14 protein-coding genes are annotated in these 19,652 nt (G+C 72.7%); 9 read left to right on the forward strand and 5 right to left on the reverse strand.

Going from position 1 to position 19,652, the window contains the following annotated elements:
* Positions 1 to 22: 22 nt before the first annotated feature.
* Positions 23 to 874, forward strand: a complete 852-nt coding sequence (locus KALB_RS22735) for a geranyl diphosphate 2-C-methyltransferase (RefSeq protein WP_025358013.1) — start codon at positions 23 to 25, stop codon at positions 872 to 874.
* A gap of 59 nt (positions 875 to 933) precedes the next feature.
* Here the strand turns inward: KALB_RS22735 and KALB_RS22740 are convergent, their stop codons facing one another.
* The 3 genes from KALB_RS22740 to KALB_RS22750 form a co-directional block, all read right to left on the reverse strand.
* Complete coding sequence (locus KALB_RS22740; RefSeq protein WP_030108908.1) at positions 934 to 2,160, reverse strand: family 2 encapsulin nanocompartment cargo protein terpene cyclase; 1,227 nt, start codon at positions 2,158 to 2,160, stop codon at positions 934 to 936.
* Positions 2,161 to 2,308: 148 nt separating this feature from the next.
* Positions 2,309 to 6,148: an nSTAND1 domain-containing NTPase gene (locus KALB_RS22745; RefSeq protein WP_052360480.1), complete on the reverse strand. Its 3,840-nt coding sequence runs from the start codon at positions 6,146 to 6,148 to the stop codon at positions 2,309 to 2,311.
* Positions 6,149 to 6,220: 72 nt separating this feature from the next.
* On the reverse strand, positions 6,221 to 7,132 hold the full coding sequence (locus KALB_RS22750; RefSeq protein ID WP_025358016.1) for a LysR family transcriptional regulator: 912 nt from the start codon (positions 7,130 to 7,132) through the stop codon (positions 6,221 to 6,223).
* Positions 7,133 to 7,203: 71 nt separating this feature from the next.
* Between KALB_RS22750 and KALB_RS22755 the strand changes: the two genes are divergently transcribed.
* Positions 7,204 to 8,082, forward strand: coding sequence for an SDR family NAD(P)-dependent oxidoreductase (locus KALB_RS22755; protein WP_025358017.1), 879 nt, complete (start codon positions 7,204 to 7,206; stop codon positions 8,080 to 8,082).
* The gene (locus tag KALB_RS22760) at positions 8,079 to 9,008 is read left to right on the forward strand and encodes an SDR family NAD(P)-dependent oxidoreductase (protein ID WP_025358018.1); all 930 of its coding nucleotides are present in this window, start codon (positions 8,079 to 8,081) and stop codon (positions 9,006 to 9,008) included. The genes KALB_RS22755 and KALB_RS22760 overlap by 4 nt, the downstream gene beginning before the upstream one ends.
* Positions 9,009 to 9,065: 57 nt before the next feature.
* Here KALB_RS22760 and KALB_RS22765 read toward each other — a convergent pair whose 3' ends face one another.
* Positions 9,066 to 9,479, reverse strand: coding sequence for a hypothetical protein (locus KALB_RS22765; RefSeq protein ID WP_025358019.1), 414 nt, complete (start codon positions 9,477 to 9,479; stop codon positions 9,066 to 9,068).
* Between the two features lie 279 nt (positions 9,480 to 9,758).
* Here KALB_RS22765 and KALB_RS22770 point away from each other — a divergent pair, with 279 nt between their 5' ends.
* Entirely contained in the window at positions 9,759 to 10,754 is a 996-nt protein-coding gene (locus KALB_RS22770) for an SDR family oxidoreductase (RefSeq protein ID WP_025358020.1), read from the forward strand.
* The gene (locus KALB_RS22775) at positions 10,751 to 11,158 is read left to right on the forward strand and encodes a hypothetical protein (protein WP_025358021.1); all 408 of its coding nucleotides are present in this window, start codon (positions 10,751 to 10,753) and stop codon (positions 11,156 to 11,158) included. Before KALB_RS22770 ends, KALB_RS22775 begins: the two co-directional genes overlap by 4 nt.
* A 64-nt stretch (positions 11,159 to 11,222) precedes the next feature.
* Here the strand turns inward: KALB_RS22775 and KALB_RS22780 are convergent, their stop codons facing one another.
* Positions 11,223 to 12,767 (reverse strand): S53 family peptidase, encoded by a 1,545-nt coding sequence (locus tag KALB_RS22780; protein WP_025358022.1) that lies wholly within the window; start codon positions 12,765 to 12,767, stop codon positions 11,223 to 11,225.
* 176 nt (positions 12,768 to 12,943) lie between these two features.
* On the opposite strand from KALB_RS22780, the gene KALB_RS22785 reads away from it, so the two are divergent.
* From KALB_RS22785 to KALB_RS22800, 4 genes are all read left to right on the forward strand, one after another.
* Positions 12,944 to 13,987 carry a baeRF2 domain-containing protein gene (locus tag KALB_RS22785; RefSeq protein ID WP_025358023.1) on the forward strand — a complete coding sequence of 348 codons (1,044 nt, stop codon included), beginning with the start codon at positions 12,944 to 12,946 and terminating at the stop codon, positions 13,985 to 13,987.
* A 53-nt stretch (positions 13,988 to 14,040) separates the two neighbouring features.
* Complete coding sequence (locus KALB_RS22790; protein ID WP_025358024.1) at positions 14,041 to 14,631, forward strand: SRPBCC family protein; 591 nt, start codon at positions 14,041 to 14,043, stop codon at positions 14,629 to 14,631.
* Positions 14,632 to 14,747: 116 nt separating this feature from the next.
* Positions 14,748 to 19,181 carry a SpoIIE family protein phosphatase gene (locus KALB_RS44110; RefSeq protein ID WP_051912943.1) on the forward strand — a complete coding sequence of 1,478 codons (4,434 nt, stop codon included), beginning with the start codon at positions 14,748 to 14,750 and terminating at the stop codon, positions 19,179 to 19,181.
* Between the two features lie 50 nt (positions 19,182 to 19,231).
* Positions 19,232 to 19,651 carry a DUF6292 family protein gene (locus tag KALB_RS22800; protein WP_025358026.1) on the forward strand — a complete coding sequence of 140 codons (420 nt, stop codon included), beginning with the start codon at positions 19,232 to 19,234 and terminating at the stop codon, positions 19,649 to 19,651.
* Position 19,652: the final 1 nt, after the last annotated feature.

The raw sequence follows: 19,652 nt of genomic DNA on the forward strand, positions 1-19,652 counted from the left end.
CGGACTGAAGGAGTTCCTGCACATGACCACTACGGACCAGCCCGTCCTGCGCACCCCCTACCAGCGCTCGATCGCGTCCTACTGGAACAACGAGAAGGACCCGGTCAACCTGCGCCTGGGCGATGTCGACGGCCTGTACCACCACCACTACGGGCTCGGTGACTACGACCCCTCGGTGCTGGAGGGTCCGGAGAGCACCAGGGACGAACGGATCATCGCCGAGATGCACCGGCTGGAGACCGCGCAGGCCGAGGTGCTGCTGGACCACCTGGGCCAGGTCGGCCCCGAGGACGCGCTGCTGGACGCCGGGTGCGGGCGCGGCGGCACCAGCATCATGGCGAACCTGCGCTTCGGCTGCGAGGTCGACGGGGTGTCCATCTCCCAGCAACAGGTGGACTTCGCCAACGAGCAGGCCCGCAAGCGCGGGGTCGACGACCGGGTCCGGTACCACTTCCGCAACATGCTCGACACCGGGTTCGAGTCGGCTTCCCGCAGGGCCATCTGGAACAACGAGAGCACCATGTACGTGGACCTGCACGAGTTGTTCGCCGAACACGCCCGCCAACTCGTTCAGGGCGGGCGCTATGTGACGATCACCGGCTGCTACAACGACCTCACCGGGGGCCGCTCCCGCGCCGTCAGCCAGATCGACCAGCACTACATCTGCAACATCCACCCGCGCAGCGAGTACTTCAAGGCCATGCAGGCCAACAACCTCGTGCCCATCGCCGTCACCGACCTGACCGCTGCCACCATCCCGTACTGGGAGCTGCGCGCCAAGTCCTCGGTGGCCACCGGCATCGAGGACCCGTTCCTGACCGCCTACCGTGAGGGCAGCTTCCACTACCTGCTCATCGCCGCGGACCGGGTCTGACCACACACGCCAGGGGCGGTGCGAGGATCACTCGCACCGCCCCTGATGTGTTTCCGCGGTCAGGCCGCGGTGGTGGCGTGGTAGCGCCTGCTGGTGGCGTGCCACTCCCGGCTGCCGCCGCACCAGGCCCAGGTGTCGGCCAGGAAGCGGTGCAGCATCGGGGAACCCGTCAGGCTCAGCGCCGCGGCCTCGGCGACGAAGCCGCGCATCAGCTCGTTGTGGATCTCCACCGTGCGCTTGACGGCCTGCTGCCGCGAGCAGCCCTCCTCCTCCATGAGCGCGATCGGCAGGCTGATGTCGTCATCGGCCTCCTTGTCCATCGAGTGCAGGTCGTTGAGCAGCACCGCCGCTGTGCCCGCCATGCTGTACGCCCTGCGCACCTGCGGGTGGAAGAACTCCTGGGCGGGCAGCTCGTACCCGGCCACCACGTCGACCAGGATCATCGGCGGCAGGTAGCTGTTGTGCGAGCGGTGCATCAGGTACTCCCACACCCTGGGGCGCCTGCCGGTGTGCCGCCAACTCGCGTTCTGGTCCAGTGCGGTGAACAGGATCGCCATCTGGTGCTGGAACCTGGCCATCTGCGGCACCGTCGTGTACCGGGCGAGGTGTTCCATGCCGCTGCGGAAGGCCAGCGCGATCGGTTCCTCCTTGATGAACCGGTCGAGCTCGTGCCGGTAGCGCTGGGGCAGGGCCACCGGGTCCACCACCCCGTAGAGCACGCCGAAGCGGGCGGCCGTCATCTCCGGGTCGGCGCCCATCTCCGCCTCGTCCAGGTAGTAGTCGTCGGAGGCCCACTCCGCCACGACCACCTTGGTGGCCGCCAGCAACCGGTCCGGGTCCTCGGTGCCCGGGTGCGTGAGCATCATCAGCCGCCCGAACCCGCAGGACCGCAGGTGCTCCAGCCGCCCGTCGTAGATGCCCACCTGCGCGGCCCACTCCACCATGCGCTCGTTGACCTCCTCACCCAGCGCGGGGTTGTCCCGCACCGGGCCGGGGCAGAACAGCTCCGGGACCTCCTCGGAGTCCTCGGGCTCGGGCTCGGCAAGCGGCGGCGGCTCCCCCGGCCTGCCCGCGAGCAGCAGCGGCAGCCTGGCCGCGGACATGCCCAGGGTGGTGGGTTGCTCGGACAGGAACAGCAGGCTGGACGCCTGTTGCGGAGCCAGGCCGGGGTCCCCGCCGAGCAGGGCGGACAACTCGCCCGTGGGAGCAGCTCTCATGTCCGCCACCAGGGTGGCAGCCCGTTGCGCCAGGTCGTCGGCTGCGAGCGGGGTGAGTGGACGAGACATCACGGACATGCTGCACTGACCGCCTCTCCGTTGTCCTGTCCAGCCAGTAAGCCACAACGGGTGCGGCCGTAGGCCGAAGGTCACCCGGACGTGCGACCACCGCGACCGGGTTGCTCCGATCGTGGAAGTCCTTGCGGCGCAGCAAAGATCAGCACGGCGGCGAGTAGTCCACACCGGGCAGGTAGGTGTCCCACTCGGCGCGGCTCAGGCCGGGGCGGGCCAGCGCGCAGATGCGGGCGGCGGCGTGCTGCACGTCAGCCTCCCACAGCCGCGTGGTGTGGTCCGCGCCGCCGGTGGCCACCGTGTGACCGTTGGGGCTGAACGCGATCCCGTACACCGCCCCGGTGAGACCGGAGATCGTGCCCGCCTCGACCGGGGCGCGCGGATCGGTCACGTCCCACAAGCGCACGGAGCGGTCGGCACTGGAGGTGGCCGCCAGGTGGCCGTCCGGGCTGAACACGATGCCGTACACCGTGTCGGCGTGCCCGGCGAGCGTGCCGGTCCGCTTCGGCGAGGCCGGGTTGGTGAGGTCCCACAGCAGCATGGTGTTGTCCGGACCCGAGGTCACCAGCGTGTGCTCGTCGGGGCCGAAGGCGGCCGCGTTGACCGTGCCCACGGTGTGCGAGGGCACGGTGGCGAGCCTGCGCGGGGTGGCCGGGCGCGAGATGTCCCACAGGCTCACGGTGCTGTCGTCCCCGCCGACGGCCAGCAGGGTGCCGTCGTGGCTGAACGCCGCGGACAGCGACCGGCTGGTCAACCCGGTGAGCGCGCCGACCCGGCGTGGGTGCGCGGGATCGGCGCTGTCCACGAGGGTGACGGTCGCGCCTGCTTCCCGGTTCGTCACGGCGAGCAGTTTCCCGTTGGCGCTGAACGCGGACAGCTGCACGCCCTCGGCCCGGCCCAGGGTGACCGGCTCGCCCTGCACGGCCCGCGCCGGGTCGCCGTCCGGCCAGCTCCTGATCGCCACGCCCGTGCCCTGGTCGGTGAGGAAGTCCAGGGTGTGGCCGCGGAAGGCCAGGGCCGCCAGCGCGTCAAAGGTCCACTGCCCGGTGTCCGGCTTGAGCATCACCGGTGCGCTGCCCGGCTTGCCGAGGTCGCGCACCTGCACCCCGCCACCCCCGGTCAGGCCCACGAGCAACTGCCCGTCCGGGCTGAACTGCACCGTGCCCATCGGGGTGTCGGCCCGCCACGGGTGCACCTGGTCGGCGACCTGCTCCAGCCTGATCGTGCGGTCGTGCGAGGCGACGGCCAGGATCCGCCCGTCGGCGCTGAACCCCAGCGAACTCACCGCGCTGCCGGTGGGCACCTCGGCGCTGGTGTCCGCCGCGCCGCCGAAGGGGATGTGCCAGAACCGGACCTTGCCGTCGTCACTGCCGGAGGCCAGCGTGTGGCTGTCCGGTGTCCAGGCCAGCGCGCGCACCACGTCGGTGTGCCCGGGGAAGGCGTAGACCTGCCGCGGGCGGCCCGAGCCGGACAGGGCCCACACCCGCACGGAGTTGTCCAGCTCGCCCGTGGCCAGGTACTTGCCGTCCGGGCTGAACTCCACCGCGTACGCGTCGCACCCCTGGTCGGCCAACGGGGATTGCAGCCGGGGAACACGCGGATCGCCGACGTCCCAGAGGAACACGTTGTGCACGTCCTGGGGGCTGACCGGGTCCGTGCCGGTGGCCAGCGTGCGGCCGTCCGTGCTGAAGGCCAGGGACCTGACCACCCCGCCTTGGCCGGACAGCGCCCCCAGCGGGCCGGGGTGCGTCGGGTCGGTGAGGTCCCACAACTGCGCCGCGTCGTCCTGGGTGCCGCTGCCGCCGGTGGCCAGCAGGTGGCTGTTCGGGCTGAAGGCCAAGGCGTACAACAAAGTTGTCTTCGTGGTGAACCTCGACAGCTGACGGGGGTGCGCCGGGTCGGTGACCTCCCACAGCCGCACCGACCCGTCGTTGGCGCCCACCGCGAGCAGGTGGCCGTCCGCGCTCCAGGCCAGCGCGGCGATCCCGGCCGTGGCCTCGGGCAGCACGGCCAGCTGCTGGGGGTGGTCCGGGTCGGCGACCCGCCACAGCCGCACCGACTTCACGTCGTCCCCGCTGGCCAGGGTGTGGCCGTCCGGGCTGTACGCCACGGCGCGCACCATGCCCGTGTGGCCGACGAGCCCGGACGCGTAGGGCGCGGTGAAGGCACTCAGCACGGCGTCGCGCGCGTCCGGGGTGGGGTCGAGCCGGTAGGCGGCCAGGTCCAGTTGCGCCGACAGCGCCGGGTTGCCAGGGCGCAGCTGAGCGGCCTGCCCGAGCACCTTCTGCGCGATGGCGCGGTTGCGTTGCTCGGCGGTGGTCTGCTGGGCGCGGATCGCGACGAACACCGCTGTGGAGGCCACCAGCAGCAGGCAGGACAGCATGGCCACGAACACGCGCAGCCGCGCGGTGTGCGAGCGGGCCGAGGCCTGCTCGGCGTCCTCGGCCGCGATGCTGGCGTCCAGGAAGGTGCGTTCCCGCCCGGTGAGCAGCCGCGGGTTGGCCTGAGCCCAGGCCCGGGCAATGGCCAGCCGCGCGCCGCGGTAGAGCGTGCCGGGATCGCGGTGCAACGACTCCCAGCCCGCGGTGGCCTCGGTGAGGTGCCGATGGGTGCGCAGCCCCTGGCGGTTGTCCCCGACCCAGCCGCGCAACCGGGGCCAGCAGCGGATCAGCGCCTCGTGCGCCACCTGCACGGTGTTCTCGTCCAGCGTGATCAACCGGGCCACCGCCAGCCGGTCCAGCACCGGTCTGGCCTGCTCGTCCAGCTCGTCCAGGGTGATCCGGCGCGCGGTGTCCTCCGTGCCCTCGCCGGGCGCGACCAGCCGCAGGAAGATCCCCCGCGCCACCTCGCGCTGCTCGGGCGAGAGCTGCTCGAAGGTCTGCTCGGCGGTGCGGGCGATGGCGTGCGCGATGCCGCCGGTCGCCTCGTAGCCGGCGAGGGTGAGCGTGATGCCCTGGCGGCGGCGCCAGGTCTCCAGCAGGGCGTGCGAGACCATCGGCAGCACCGCGGGCTGGCCCGCCGCGTCGGCCATGATCCGCGCCACCAGCGCGGTCTCCACCGTGCATCCCACCCGCACCGCGGGGCGGGTGATGACCTGGCGCAGCTCCTCGGGGGCCAGCGCGCCCAGCAGCACCTGGCCGTCGGCGAGCGCCTCGACCAGCTCCGGGTACTGCCCGCAGTGGCCGAAGAAGTCCGCCCGCGCGCCCAGTACCACCCGTGTCCGGCTGGTGGGCTCGCCCGCGGCCCGCACCAGTGCGGCGATGAAGCCCGCGCGCTCGGCCGGGTCCTGGCAGAGCGTGAAGACCTCCTCGAACTGGTCCACCACCAGCACCAGGTCGATCTCCGGCCGCTGCTCGAGCAGGAACTGCCGGACCACCAGGTGCAGGTTGCCCGGGTCGGCGGCCAGCTCGGCGCCCAGCACGCCGAAGGACTGCCCGGTCAGTGCCGCCAGCCGCACGGCGCACTCCTCCAGCGGGCGCGCCCCCGGGGTGAACGCCAGCACCGGCGCGCCCCGCTCGGTCAGCTCCGCGATCAGGCCCGCGCGCAGCACGGAGGTCTTGCCCGAGCCCGAGGCCCCGAACAAGCCCAGGAACCGCCGCTCCCCCACCCTGGCCAGCAGGGACTCGACCACCCGCTCCCGCCCGAAGAACCGGTCGGCCTCCTCCGCGCGGAACGCCGCGAGCCCCACGTACGGCGCGGTCTCGGTGAGCGCGGCCGCGGGCACGTCCCCGCTGAGCTCGCGCCAGCGGGCCTCCCACTCCTGCTCGTCCCCGCCGCAGGCCCGCACGTAGGCCAGGGTCACCGGCAGGGTGGGCAGCCGCCGCCCCGCGGCGGCCTCCGACAGCGCCGCCGTGGAGTAGTGCGCCAGCTTGGCCAGCTGGCGGTAGGTGGGGCTGCCCGCCTTCTCCCGCAGGCGCCGCAGATCGGCCGCGAACCGCAACAGGGCGCTGTCCTCGGAGTTCAGCGGCCGTTCGGGCCTGGGCATCGTCCCCCTCTCCAGGTCGTCCGGACCAGTCTGCCGCACACCCGATCGCCGCCGTGGGCTTTCGGCAGCCCGCTACCCGGACTCGACGGCGGCGCGCAGGGCCTCGGCGACCCGGGCGGCCGGTTCCGGGAGCGGGCCGGGCAGCCGGGCCAGCAGGATGCGCCGTCGTTCCCGCGGTCCGCCGCGCACCGGCAGGACCCGCACGCCGGGCGGTGCGGCGGCGGCCAGCGAGGCGGACACGGTGGTCAGCCCGCACCCGGCGGCGACGAGCTGGAGCTTGGCCAGCCAGTCGCGGGCGGTGTGCGCGATGCGCGGCCGCTCGTCCAGTCCGGGCCACACGCCCATCAACTGGTCCGCGCCGGTGGACTGGGCGGCGATCCAGCTCTGGCCGTGCAACTGCGCGAGGTCCACGGAGTCCCCGCTGGCCAGCGGGTGGCTGACGGGCACGGCGAGCAGCAGGCTGCGCTCGGCCAGCACTTGCAGGGCCAGCGGCGGGGATTCGGCGTCCGGTGGGCGGAACGGCGGGGCCGAGGAGATCAGCGCGAGGTCCAGGCTGCCCGCGCGCAGCGCACGCACCAGCGCTGGCGTGGTGCCCTCACGGGTGGTGACGGTGATCGCCGGGTGGCTGCGGCGCAGCGCGGCCACGGCCCTGGGCAGCAGCACGGCGCCCGCGCTGGCGAACCAGCCGAGCCGCACCGTGCCGCCCTCGGCGGGCAGGCCAGCCAGTTCCCGCGTGGCGGCGTCGATCTGGTCCAGGACCGCGGCGGCACTACGCAGCACCACGTGTCCCGCGCTGGTCAGCCGCACGCCCTCGCGGCGGCGTTCCAGCAGTCGCGCGCCCGCGGCCCGCTCCAGCGCGGCGATCTGCCGGGACACCGCGGACTGGGTGTAGCCCAGCGCGGCGGCGGCCGAGGTGAGCGTGCCGCGCTCGGCCACCTCGCGGAACACCCGCAGTCCCACCAGTGACGCCTCCTGCAAGTCCATGACAATCACGCATACCACAGATGCTCAACTCTCGTTGGACGCATGGCTGTGCCGCTCCTAGCGTTGCTGTCATGACAGCTCCACGCACTGCCCTGGTCACCGGGGCCAATCAGGGCCTGGGCTTCGCCCTCGCCGAGGGGCTGGCCGCCAGGCTGGGACCGCGGGACCGAGTCCTGCTCACCGGGCGCGACCCCGGGCGGGTCGCCGAGGCAGCCGCGCGGGTCGACCAGGCGCCCACCACGCGCAGCCAGGTCATCGGCCGGGTGCTCGACGTGACCGACGCCGGGGCCGTGGCCGCGCTCGCCGCGGAACTCGGCGCGGTGGACCTCGTCCTGTCCAACGCCGTCGCCCGCCTCGTGCCGGACGAGCCGCAGGCGCAGCAGGCCGAGGAGTTCATCGCCGTGGCCAACGACGGCACCCACGCGGTGCTGCGCTCGTTCGGCCCGGTGCTGCGCCCCGGCGGGCGGCTGCTGGTCGTGGCCAGCTCGCTCGGCACGCTCGGCCACCTGGACCCCGCACTGCACCCGCTGTTCGACGGCGTCTCGCTCGATCAGGTCGAGCAGGCCGTCCAATCCTGGCGTGCGGCCCTGCGCGCCGGTACGGCCGAGGAACTGGGCTGGCCGCGCTGGATCAACGTGCCCTCCAAGGTGGCGCAGGTCGCCGCGGTGCGGGCCGTGGCCGCCGAACGCCGGGACCGCGACCTGGCCGAGGGCACGCTGGTCGCCTCGGTCTGCCCCGGCATGGTCGACACCCGTGCCTCGCGGCCGTGGTTCACCGACTACAGCCAGGCCCAGACCCCGCAGCAGGCCGCCCGCGCCGTGCTCGACCTGGCCCTCGCCGAGCGCGTGGACCCCGCCACGCACGGCGAGCTCGTGCGCTTCGGCCGGGTGGTGCCCTGGCGCAGCGGCAGCCCGCTCACCTCTTCGAGCATCAGGGAGTTCGCGCAGTGAGCACGATCCAGACCCCGTTCGGCTTCGCCAGCACCGCCGCCGAGGTGGCCGCGGGCGTGGACCTGTCCGGCCGCCGCGCGGTGGTCACCGGTGCCTCCTCCGGCCTCGGCGTGGAGACCGTCCGCGCGCTGGCCGCCACCGGCGCCGAGATCACCCTCGCCGTGCGCGACCTGGCCGCGGGCGAGCGCACCGCGAAGGAGGTCACCGCCGCCACCGGCAACGAGGCCCTGCACGTGGCCCAGCTCGACCTGGCCGACCCCGCCTCCGTCACGGCGTTCGTCGCGGCCTGGCAGGGGCCGCTGCACCTGCTGGTCGCCAACGCCGGGGTGATGGCCTGCCCCGAGCAGTACACCCCGCAGGGCTGGGAGATGCAGTTCGCCACCAACCACCTGGGGCACTTCGCGCTGGCCACCGGCCTGCGTCCCGCGCTGGCCGCCGACGGGTCGGCCCGCGTCGTGGTCCTCAGCTCCAGCGGTCACCAGCTCTCACCGGTGATCTTCGACGACCCGAACTTCGCGTTCCGCCGGTACGACCCGTGGCTGGCCTACGGGCAGTCCAAGACCGCCAACGTGCTGTTCGCGGTCGGCGCCACCCGGCGCTGGGCCGCCGAGGGCATCACCGCCAACGCCCTCATGCCCGGCGCGATCTACACCAACCTCCAGCGGCACACCGGCGGTGGCGGCAGCGGAACGGTGCCGCCCGAGTTGATCAAGTCCGTGGCGCAGGGGGCCGCGACCTCGGTGCTGCTCGCGGTGTCCCCGTTGCTGGCGGGAGTCGGCGGGCGGTACTTCGCGGACTGTAACGAGGCCGAGGTGCTCGACCGGCGCGGCGACAGGCTTCAGGGCGTGGCCCGCTACGCACTGGACACCGCCAATGCCGACCGCCTGTGGGACCTGTCGGAGGAACTGCTCGCGGCGGCGCGGTGAGGCCGCGAGGCGGCTGTCCCACCACGGGGTCAGGGCAGCCGCCTCGCCTCCCTCCACTCAGGTCCGCTGGCCGGGAGTCTCCTTCTCGGCCTGCGCGGGCTCCGAGCGCTGGAGTTCGGCCTCCTGGATGTGCGAGTCGATACTGGAGGCCAGTTGCTCCTGCCTGCGGCGGCTGAGCATCATCAGCGCCACGCCGTAGGCCAGTGCCAGCACGATGAGCAGGAAACCGATGCGCAGCAAGAAGTTCTGTTGCAGGTCCCCGTTGAAGGGCAGCACCGCGATCAGTGCCACCAGGCCCAGGGTCACGAGGTGGAACAGGGTCGAGACCAGGGCGGCCGCCGATCCGGCCGAGCCATGGGCGCTCGCCTCCGAGGTGGCGAGGTAGCGCCGCCCGCTGTGGACCAGCAGGCGACCGACGACCGCGACCACCAGGACCCCGGCCACCAAGAACAACACGCGCTCGGTGTCCATCTCCGACCAGCTCCCTCCGCCAGCGTCGGACGTCGGGTGCCACCGCGCGGTCACGGCCAAACCTGCGCGGTGTGAAGTGCGCCGATCGGGGTAACCGGGACACCGGCGACGATCGTGGCGTGCTGCCGAGTGGCCGAGGACTTCGCGCGGAGCCACCCGGAGCAGATAATGTCCACAATGGACCGAACCAGATGTGCGGGCCGCGGGCCGAACGCACGAGGCGTTCTCCCACCTTGCCAGGGCTGGGTTAGCTCCTGGCACATCGGGTAGCCACGCCTCATGAGCCAAGTCGTTGTCATCACCGGAGCCTCGGGCGGAGTGGGACGCGCGACGGCCAAGCAGTTCGGTGCCCGCGGCGACCACGTCGCACTGCTGGCGCGGGGCAACACGGGGCTGAACGCCGCCGCCGAGGACGTGCGCGCCGCCGGTGGCGTGCCGCTGCCGATCGAGGTGGACGTGGCCGACCCCGGGCAGGTGGACGCCGCCGCCACGCGGGTGGAGGCGGAGTTCGGCCCGATCGACGTGTGGGTCAACAACGCGTTCAGTTCGGTGTTCGCGCCGGTCTCGCGGATCAGCGCCGAGGAGTACCGGCGCGTCACCGAGGTCAGCTACCTCGGCTACGTGCACGGCACCCAGGCCGCCCTGTGGCGGATGCGCCCCCGTGGTCGGGGCGCCATCGTGCAGGTCGGGTCCGCTCTGGCGCACCGCGCGATCCCGCTGCAATCCGCCTACTGCGCCGCCAAGCACGCGGTCAAGGGCTTCACCGAGGCGCTGCGCTGCGAGCTGCTGCACGAGCGCAGCGGGGTGCACGTGACGATGGTGCACCTGCCCGCGATGAACACCCCGCAGTTCGACTGGCTGGTGAACCGTCTGCCGCGGCCAGCACAGCCCGTGCCACCGGTCTACCAGCCCGAGGTCGCCGCGCGGGCGATCGTGCACGCGGCCAGGCACCCGCGACGGCGCGAGTACTGGGTTGGCGCCTCGACCGTGACCACCGTGCTCGGCTCGCGGTTCGCGGGCGGCCTGGTCGACCGCTACCTGGCGCGGACCGGTTACGACTCGCAGCAGTGCGACCGCACGCCCCCGGCGGACGAGGGCAACCTGTGGCGCCCCGCCGACGGGCCGACGGGGCAGGACCACGGCGCACACGGCGCTTTCGACGCCACCGCACGGCCCGGCAGCAGGCAGTGGTGGTTCTCGGCGCACCGCGGGGCGCTGATCGCCGCCGGAACCGTCGCGGCGGTACTGGCGCTGATGTGGAGGGTTTCCCGATGAGCGAGCACGAACAGCTGACCGCGTCCGACCGCGCCGAGCGCAGCCGGGTCGACCTGAGCCGGATCGTGCTGGCGGTGGAGGGCGTGCTGCTGCTCGTGGTCGGCCTGATCGGGCTGGCCACCGGGCAGGTCGCCTGGTTCCAGTTCACCGCCTGGCAGGCAGTGGTCGTGCTGGTCACCGGGGTGCTGGCCCTGCTGGTGATCCTGCGGCGCAGGCTGGTGCTACCCTTCGCCGCGCTGCAACTGGTCGGCTACCTCGCCCTGTACGTCTCGGGCATCGCCCAGGGCTCCACCGGCCGGGCCACGCACTGGCTGTTCCTGGGGATCGCCGTGCTGGGCGTGGTCGTGGCCATGACCATCTGGGCCGGTGGCCGCCGCGTGCTGACCCGCAAGCCCCCGTACTGACCCTTACCAGGCCTGGCCGTCCAGGACACGGGTGCCCCGGACGGCCAGACCTCGTACTGATCGGTCACGAACCAGCCATGGCGTCCAGCCACCGGATGACGATCGGCTCACCGAGCCCGGTCACGTAGTCCCAGCCGGGACCCGCGGCCTTGCCGTTGTTGCCGGTGGTGATGTCGGTGTAGACGGCACGGTCCACGGAGTACACCTTCGGCCCGATGAACCCCAGGCTCGGGTTCTTCTCCCGCACCCTGGCGAGCAGCCCGGCGACCACCGGGGTGCTGGCCGAGGTCCCGGCCACGGTGTTGTCCCCACCGTTGTCGATGATCTTGTAGTTGGTCGCGGCGAAGGACAGGTCGGGCAGGCCGCGCTTGGTGCCGGTGAACGCCCCGCCCGCGTTGTCCTGCCAGGACGGCTTGTCCAGCAGTGCGCTGTTGCCGCCACCGGACCCGTGCCAGCCGGTGACCTTGTGCCCCGTGATGTCGGTGATCTCGGTGCCGCCGACGGCGATCGCGTGCGGGCTGGAGGCCGGGTAGGACCGTTGGTCGCGCACGCCGCCGAAGCAGTTCGTGCCGTCGTCACCGCTGGCGGCCAACAGGGTCTGGCCCTGGGCCTCCGCCTTGCGCAGCACCGGCTCCAGCGCGCCCACCCAGTCCTTGGCGTTCTGCTCGCAGTCCCCCAGCGAGGCGCTGCCGACCGGGTAGGTGTTCTCGTCGGCCCACTTGCCGAAGGCGGTGGTCAGGTCCGAGTTCTCGTTGGACCTGGCTGCGTAGACGTGGATCTCGTCCAGGCCGGGGGCCATCGCCGTGGCGTACTGGGTGTCCAGGTCCCACTCCATCTGGTCGTTGACCGAGTCCGGCTTGCCGCTCACGTAGTCCACGGTCATCGGGACCCTCGGCAGGTGGTAGCGGTCCTGGAAGGCGGCCAGGTCCCGGACCACCCCGTCCATGGCGGTCCAGCCGAGGACGGCGATCTTCTGGCCCTTGCCGGTGGGCGTCGTGGGCATGGCGTAGAACTTGGCGAACTCGTCGGGCCCCATCGGGTGGAGGTCGGCGGGCGCGGCCACGCGATCCCCGTTGAGCCGCAAGGCTGTCTGCGCGGGCAGTGCAGCGGCCAGCCCGACCAGCCCGGCGGTGGCCGCGGCGACCTGGCGCGGTAACCGGCCTGGCCCGGTGGAACCGAGCACCTCCAACCCGGACACTCGGAAGCGGTGCACGCTGGTGTGGAAGGCGCCGGCCATCACCGGCGCCGCTGCCTGCAACGAGAAGACCTGACTGCCGGGCCGGTGCGCCACCTCGAGCCCGGCGCCGCGGGCCCAGTCCAGGACGGCGCGCTCGGCGGCCGGGGACGGACCGAAGGCGGCCTGGTACTGCGCGGAACTGAGCGTCGCGTGCCGCGGGTCGGCCAGGAACCGTTGCAGGCCAATCTCGTCCTGGGATCGCAGGGTCAGCGCCACCCGCTGCTGACCGGAGGCCGGGCCCAGGTCCTGGGCCCCGGGCAGGGCCTGGGCGGCCAGGCCCGGGACCTCGCTGGTGGAGTCGGGAGCGGCGATGGAGGTTGCCGTGGCGCACAACAGCAGCGCGGCAACGGGAACAGCAAGGCGGACGAACATCACGACCTCCTGAATCGGAGAATGCCCGGATGTTAGGCAGCGGGACAAGCAGGGCAGTACCTACCGAAGGCGGTGTCGGTTTCCGTTCCCGTAAACAGTATTGAGCGGTGTCGCGGCCGATCCCGCGTTTGCCCCGGCGCTGCACGGGTACGCCCCGGCATGAGGAAGGAGGTCACATGAACCTGTCCGAACTGGGCGAACTGACCGCCGCGCCCGGCGCGTTCGCCTCGTTGTACCTGGACGCCTCGCACGATGCCGAGGACTCCGCACACGCGCTCGGACCGCACTGGAAGGCCGCGGAACAGGAACTGACCAGGCAGGGCGCCGACCCGCCGACACTGCGAGCCCTGCACGACGCGCTGACCAGCGGACCGCGGCCGGTGGGCCGCGCGGGGCGGGCGCTGATCGCCTCGGCGGGCCGGGTGCTGGTGGACAAGTGGCTGCCGGTGCCCCCGCCGCTGCCGATCGCGCGCTACTCGGAACTGCCGCACCTGCTGCCGCTGGTGGCCCAGGCCGTACCGCCCATCCCGTACGTCGTGGCCATCACCGACCGGCTGGGTGCGGATCTGCGCGGCTACGGCCAGGAGGGCGAGTTGGTCGGTGTGGTGAGCGTGCGCGGTGAGGACCACCCCGTGCACAATGTCGGCGCCGTGGCCGCCGAGGTGGTCTCGATGGCTGACGACCTGCACGCCGAACTGATCATCCTCGCTGGCGAGGTGCAGGCCCGCACCGCCTTGCAGGAGGAACTCCCCCAGCGCTGCCAACGGATCGCGGTGCAGGTGGCGAGCGGTGGACGGGCGGATGGCGTGGACGAGGCCGCCCTACAGGTGGAATTGGCCACCATCGCGCAGGACTTCGCACGGTCCATTCAGGACGACCTGGTGGACCGGTTCACCGAGGAGCTGGCCGCCGGACGGGGCGACGCGGTGGACGGACTACCCGCGGTAGTCAGCGCACTGCGCGAAGCCAGGGCGGAAACCGTTGTGGTGAGCCAGTCCCTGGTGGGCGACCGTCCGTTGTGGACCGGTGACGAACCGGGTCAGGCAGCACTGGAGCAGGAGGAGCTGGCCGCGACCGGTACCACGAAGCTGCGCCGGCGCAGGCTGGACGAGGCGTTGCCGTGCCTGGCCGCGGCCACCGGGGCCGAGGTGGTCGTCCCCGACGGCCACGTGGAGCTGACCGACGGGGTCGGTGCACTGCTGCGCCACGCACAGGTGTGAGCGGAGCTCGGACGGGTAACCCCCGAGTACACCAAAGGAAGAGGAATCACCCGATGACGACCATTGAGAAGTCCGTCGACGTCCACGTCCCCGTGCGTACCGCGTACAACCAGTGGACCCAGTTCGAGTCCTTCCCCTACTTCATGGAGGGCGTGGAACGGGTCGTGCAGGTCGACGACACGCTCACGCACTGGGAGACCAAGGTCGGCGGCGTGCACCGCGAGTTCGACGCGCAGATCACCGAGCAGCACCCCGACGAGCGGGTGGCCTGGCACACCGTGGAGGGCCCCGAGCACGGCGGCGTGGTGACCTTCCACCGCCTGGACAGCGACACCACGCGGGTGACGCTGCAAATGGAGTACGAGCCGGAAACGCTCACCGAGAAGGCCGGGGCCGCACTGGGCATCGTGGGCAACCGGGTCAGCGGTGATCTGCACCGGTTCAAGGAGTTCATCGAATCCGAGGGCCACGAGACCGGGGCGTGGCGCGGCGAGGTCCAGCCCTCTCCGCAGACCGGCGGCGGCCTGGTCGACCAGCCCGCCCCGCCGGAGACCGACCCGGTGATCGGTGACGCCCCGATCTACCCCGAGCGCACCGGAGGCGTGATGGGCGCCAAGACCCCGCCGCCCCTGCACGAGGCGTGAGCGGGCAGTCCGGAAGGACTTTCGGGCACGGCCCGAGCGTGCACCGGCGCGAGCGGGTAGACCCACGTCGGTGGCCACCGCAGGCCCCACTGGCTAGCCTGCTCGCTGGAGGTCTGGTGGACGAAGACGTGGAGGCGGACCTGCTGTCGCTGGCCTTCCCCGGCGACAGCGCGATGGCCGCCCGGATGCGTGAGGTGGACTGGGCCAGTTCACCGCTGGGACCGCAGCGGGACTGGCCCGCCGCGCTGCGCACGGCCTGCCGGATCTGCCTGACCTCGCGCTTCCCCATGATCGTGTGGTGGGGCCAGGAGCTGCGCTTCCTCTACAACGACGCGTACCTGCCGCTGCTGGGCAGCAAGCACCCCGCGCTGGGTAAGCCGGGTGACCAGGTGTGGACCGAGATCTGGCACATCATCGGCCCGATGCTGCGCGGGGTGCTGGCGACCGGGCAGGCCACCTGGTCCGACGACCTGCTGCTGCCGATGGACCGGCACGGGTACTGGGAGGAGACGTACTGGACGTACTCCTACAGCCCGCTGCACGACGAGGACGGCTCCGTGGTGGGCGTGTTCACCGCGGTCAGCGAGACCACCGAACGGGTCGTCGGCGAGCGCAGGATGGCGATGCTACGCGGGCTCGGCGCCAAGGCGGGCGGCCTGCGCAGCGCCGGGCAGGCGTGCCGCGCCGTGGTGGACTCGCTGGGCCCCGACGTGCCGTACGCGGCGATCTACCTCGGCGGCCCGCCCGAACTGACCGCGGCCAGCGGCCCGGCCTTCGCGGGCTGGCCGGTGGCGGAGGTGCTGGCCACGGGCAGCGCGGTGCACGTACACGAGGTGCGCGAGCGCATCGGCGAGCTGCCCGGCGGGGCCTGGGACAGACCGCCCACCGAGGCGCTGGTGTTCCCGCTGCGCAACGACTCCGGCGGTGAGCCGCTGGGTGTGATCGTGCTGGCGGCCAGCGCGGGACGGGCGCTGGACGAGCCGTACCGGACCTTCCTCGCGCTGGCCGCCGACCAGAGCGCCGCGCTGATCAACGGGGCGCTGGCCTACGAGTTCCAGCAGCGCAGGGCCGAGGAGCTGGCCGAGCTGGACAAGGCCAAGACCGCGTTCTTCGCCAACATCAGCCACGAGTTCCGCACCCCGCTGACGCTGATCACCGGACCGCTGCGGGAACTGCGCGAGGCCGCGCGGGGCGCCGAGCGCGAGCAGCTGGCCGTGGTGGAGCGCAACGCGCAGCGGCTGGGCAAGCTGGTCAACTCCCTGCTGGACTTCTCCCGCATCGAGGCGGGCCGGGTCGAGGCCGCGTACGAGCCGGTGGACCTGGGCACGCTGACCGCCGAGCTGGCCGGGTTGTTCCGCTCGGCCATCGACCGGGCGGGGCTGCGCCTTGCGGTGGACTGCCCCCCACTGGACCCGCCCGCCCACGTGGACCGGGGCATGTGGGAGAAGATCGTGTTCAACCTGGTCGGCAACGCGCTGAAGTTCACCTTCAGCGGGAGCATCCGGGTGGACCTGCACCCCGTGGCCGGCTGCGCGGTGCTGACCGTGGCCGACACCGGGGTGGGCGTGCCGGAGGAGGAGCTGCCCCGGCTGTTCGAGCGGTTCCACCGGATCGAGCAGCCCCGGTCCCGTTCCACCGAGGGCAGCGGAATCGGCCTGGCCCTGGTCCGCGAGCTGGTCGGGTTGCACGGCGGCGAGGTCGAGGTGAGCAGCGAGGTGGACGTGGGCACCACGTTCACCGTGCGGATCCCGCTGGGCAGCGCGCACCTGCCCGCGGCGAACCTGGGCGCCAGCACCGTGCGGTCCGACAGTGCCGCCCCGTTCGTCGAGGAGGCCGAGCAGTGGCTGCCCGGCACCGAGCCGACGGCCCCGCGCGAACCGGCCCAGGTGCTGATCGCCGACGACAACGCGGACATGCGCGGCTACCTCACCCGGCTGCTCGGGGCCCGGTACCGCACCGTCGCCGTGGCCGACGGGGTGCAGGCGCTGCGTGCTGTCCGCGAGGCCGCGCCGGACCTGGTCATCAGCGACGTCATGATGCCGGGCCTGGACGGCCTTGGGCTGGTGGCCGCGCTGCGCGAGGACCCGCGAACCGCTCGCGTGCCCGTGCTGCTGCTGTCGGCACGGGCCGGTGAGGAGGCCTCCGCCGAGGGGCTGACCGCGGGCGCCGACGACTACCTGGTCAAGCCGTTCTCGGCGCGCGAGCTGCTGTCGCGGGTGAACGCGCACGTGCGGTTGGGCCGGGTGCGCAGGCAGGGCGAGCAGCGCTTCCGCAGTATGGCCGATGTGGCACCCGCCCTCATCTGGGCCGCCGATCGTGCGGGCGACCGGGAGTTCGTCAACCGAGGCTGGACGGAGTTCACCGGTACCGGTCCGACCTACGCCCTGGGCATGGGCTGGCAGCGGCTGGTGCACCCGCAGGACCTGGACCGGTACCGGGCCGCGCTGGACTCGGCCGTGGACACCGGCGGGGCGCTGTCCATCGAGTACCGCCTGCGCCGCGCGGACGGGGCCTACCACTGGATGCTGGAGCACGCCGTGCCGATCGGGCAGGGCGCGGAGTTCAGCGGGCACGTGGCCAGCTGCGTGGACATCAACGCCCGCTACCAGGAGACCGAGCGGCAGCGGCTGCTCGCCCAGTTCGGCGCCGAGCTGGACGACACCACAGGTGTGGTACCACGCCTGGACCGGTTGACCCGCCTGATGGTGCAGACCCGGTTGGCCGACCAGTGCACGGTGCGGCGGACCGACCAGGCCGACGGCCCGCGCCGCAAGGGCACCGAAATGGTCGTACCGCTGCGGGCACGGGGCAGGACGCTGGCGGTGCTCACGCTGCGCCGCGACACCGGGGCCGCCGACTACACCGACGCCAACCTGGCGCTGGTCACCGAGATCGCCAGCCGGGCGGGCATCGCGCTGGACAACGCCCTGCTGCTGGCCGAGGAACAGACCACCGCGGCCAGGCTGGCGCTGTTGCAGCAGGCCACGGCCGAGCTGTCGGCGGCAACGACTCCGGCGCAGGTGGCCCGCACGGCCGTGGCGCACGGGCTGCGGCTGCTGGGCGAGTGCGAGATCGGCGTGTTCGAACTGCGCGATCCCGAGGTGCTCGAACCGCTGACCCCGCCGGGACACCAGCGCTCGTGGACCCGGATCGACCTGACCGACCGGTCCCCGGTGACCGACGCGGTGTCCACCCACCGGCCGGTCTGGATCGAGCGGCTGGAGGACTGCGCCGCCGAGCACCCCGCGTTCCCGGACCTGATGCGCGCCACGGGTTTCGCGGCCGGCGCGGTGGTACCCCTGATCGTGGCGGGCCGCTGCCTGGGCGTGATCACGGTGGGCGCGCCGGTGGAGCGGGTGTTCGACCCAGGGGACCGGCTGGCCGTGCTGTCGCTGGCCGAGCAGTGCGCGCAGGCACTGGACCGGGCGCGCATGTACCGGGCCGAGCACGAGATCGCCGAGGTCCTGCAGCGCAGCCTGCTGCCGAAGAGCCTGCCCGAGGTGGACCGGCTGGCGCTGGCCACCCGTTACCTGCCCGGGGCCGAGGGCACCAGGGCCGGGGGCGACTGGTACGACGTGCTGCGGCTGGACGCCGACCGGGTGGCGATCGTGGTCGGGGACGTGGTCGGTCAGGGGCCGACCGCCGCCGCCGTGATGGGGCAGTTGCGCAGCGCCGTCGCTGCCTACCTGCTGGAGGGCCACTCCCCCGCCGAGTGCCTGCGCCACCTCAACGAGTTCGCCGAGCGGGTGCCCGCCGCGCTGGCCAGCACGGTGGCCTGCCTGGTGATCGACTGCGGTACCGGCGAGCTGTGCTGGGCGCGGGCCGGGCACGTGCCACCGGTGCTGGTCCGCGACGGGGAGGCGAGCCTGCTCACCGGAGCGGTCGGCACGGTGCTGGGCCTGGGCGCGGAGCTGCCGCTGACCGAGGAACGGCGGGAGATCGCGCCGGGCGACACCGTGCTGCTCTACACCGACGGACTGGTGGAGCGGCGCGGCGAGGACCTGGACCTGGGCCTGGACCGGCTCGTCGCGAACGCGCGGGAACTGGCCGGGCTGCCCGCGGAGCAGGTCGCCTCCGACCTGGTGACCCACCAGCTCGCCGACCAGGGACCCAATGACGACGTGGCACTGGTCGTGGCCCGGCTGCTGCCCGTGACGCTGCGGGAGCGGTTGCCCGCCGTGCCCGCCGTGCTGGCCTCGATGCGCACCGCCGTGCGGGCCTGGGCCCGCAGCGCCAACCTGGCCGCCGACCTGCTGGACGACCTGCAACTGGTGCTCGGCGAGGCCGCCGCCAACGCCGTGGAGCACGCCTATCCCGGTGTGCCCGACGGCGAGTTCGAGTACGAGCTGCGCGCGCTGCCCGACGGGGCGGTCAGCGGCCGGGTGCGCGACTTCGGCGCCTGGCGACCGGTTCCCGCCGACAAGGGCAGCCGGGGCCGGGGCCTGGAGCTGATCGGCAAGCTGGCCAGGGACAGCTCGGTGTGCCGCGGGGCCGATGGGACGGAGGTCACATTCGTCCTGTCCGCGAACAGGGTTGAGGTGTCGAGGTAGCGGGTAAACCGGACCGTTGCTGTCCCTGCTGACAGGTGAGGCGCCGGGAGATGACCATCGATCCGCACAGTCAGAGCGCGTTGGGCCTTGGCTGCTACGTGGCCGCCGTGGCCGAGGCACTGCAGATCCCCGAACACGCCGTCGGCTTCGAGGTCTGCGAGCTGAGCAGCGCCTACTTCGCGCTCTCGGTCCGCAGCCCCAACTTCCCCGAGCACGATCTGATGCTGCTGTGGGACGAGCGCTACGGCTGGTCGATCGGCGTGGAGACCGATCCCGCCGCCCTGCCGGTCACCCTGGCCTACCTCGGCGGGGACCTGCTGCCCGATCCCGAATCGGTGCGCGAGTTCGTCGAGGACCTCGTCCACAGCCGCTATCCCGGGCAGCCTGACCCGCCCCGGTTCACCGAGCGGGCCACGCTGCCCACCCGGCTCACCCGGTACGCGGTCGGCGTCACCCGCCCGCCGCGCTGAT

It is taken from the genome of Kutzneria viridogrisea DSM 43870, assembly GCF_000525635.1.
Classification (GTDB): Bacteria; Actinomycetota; Actinomycetes; order Mycobacteriales; family Pseudonocardiaceae; genus Kutzneria; species Kutzneria viridogrisea.